Below are 715 nucleotides of genomic sequence, written 5' to 3' on the forward strand. Positions count from 1 at the left end.
ATGATGATTTTGCACGGGCAGGCTGTAGTACGTGGATCTCAAAAAGCTCTTGTCGTTATCGATATGCCTTTTGGCTCTTATGAGGAAAGTAAAGAGCAGGCTTTTTTAAATGCATCGCGTATTCTTGCACAAACGGGGGGTGGAGCTGTAAAGCTTGAAGGTGGAGTTTATATAGCGGAAACAATAGATTTTTTATGTAAACGTGGCATACCAGTGATGGGACATATTGGTCTTACTCCCCAAGCAGTCAATCGTTTTGGTGGTTTTAAGACACAAGGACGGAAAGAGAGTGATTGGCAAAGAATTGAAGATGACGGAGCAGCGATTGAAAAGGCTGGTGCTTTTGCTATTGTTTTGGAAGGGATTGTCGAACCTTTAGCCGTAAAATTGACAGAAAATCTTTCTATTCCAACAATCGGTATTGGTGCATCCAATCAATGTGATGGACAAGTCTTGGTGATGGAAGATATGTTGGGCTATGGTGCTCACGTACCCAAATTTGTACGTCGTTATGGAGACCTTGAACAAGCCATGAAAACCGCAATCAAAAACTATGCAGAGGATGTTACATCCCGTTCTTTTCCAGCGGATAGGGAAGTTTATAAACTGAAATAAATTCTCGTTTAAGTTAAAAAGTTCGACAAGAAAACATTTGTCTATTTTTATAATGAACGTGCATTATTTCATATATTTTTGTATGCAATTTTAGCTATGA

At 39.3% G+C, this 715-nt stretch carries 1 protein-coding gene; it reads left to right on the forward strand.

Features of this window, described 5'->3' with window-relative positions:
• Nucleotides 1–615, forward strand: a 615-nt coding sequence (panB, locus tag ACFINC_RS10730) for a 3-methyl-2-oxobutanoate hydroxymethyltransferase (protein ID WP_375617203.1), incomplete at its 5' end; no start/stop codon positions are given.
• Nucleotides 616–715: the final 100 nt, after the last annotated feature.

Source organism: Bartonella sp. AP58NXGY, from assembly GCF_042195785.1.
Lineage (GTDB): Bacteria > Pseudomonadota > Alphaproteobacteria > Rhizobiales > Rhizobiaceae > Bartonella.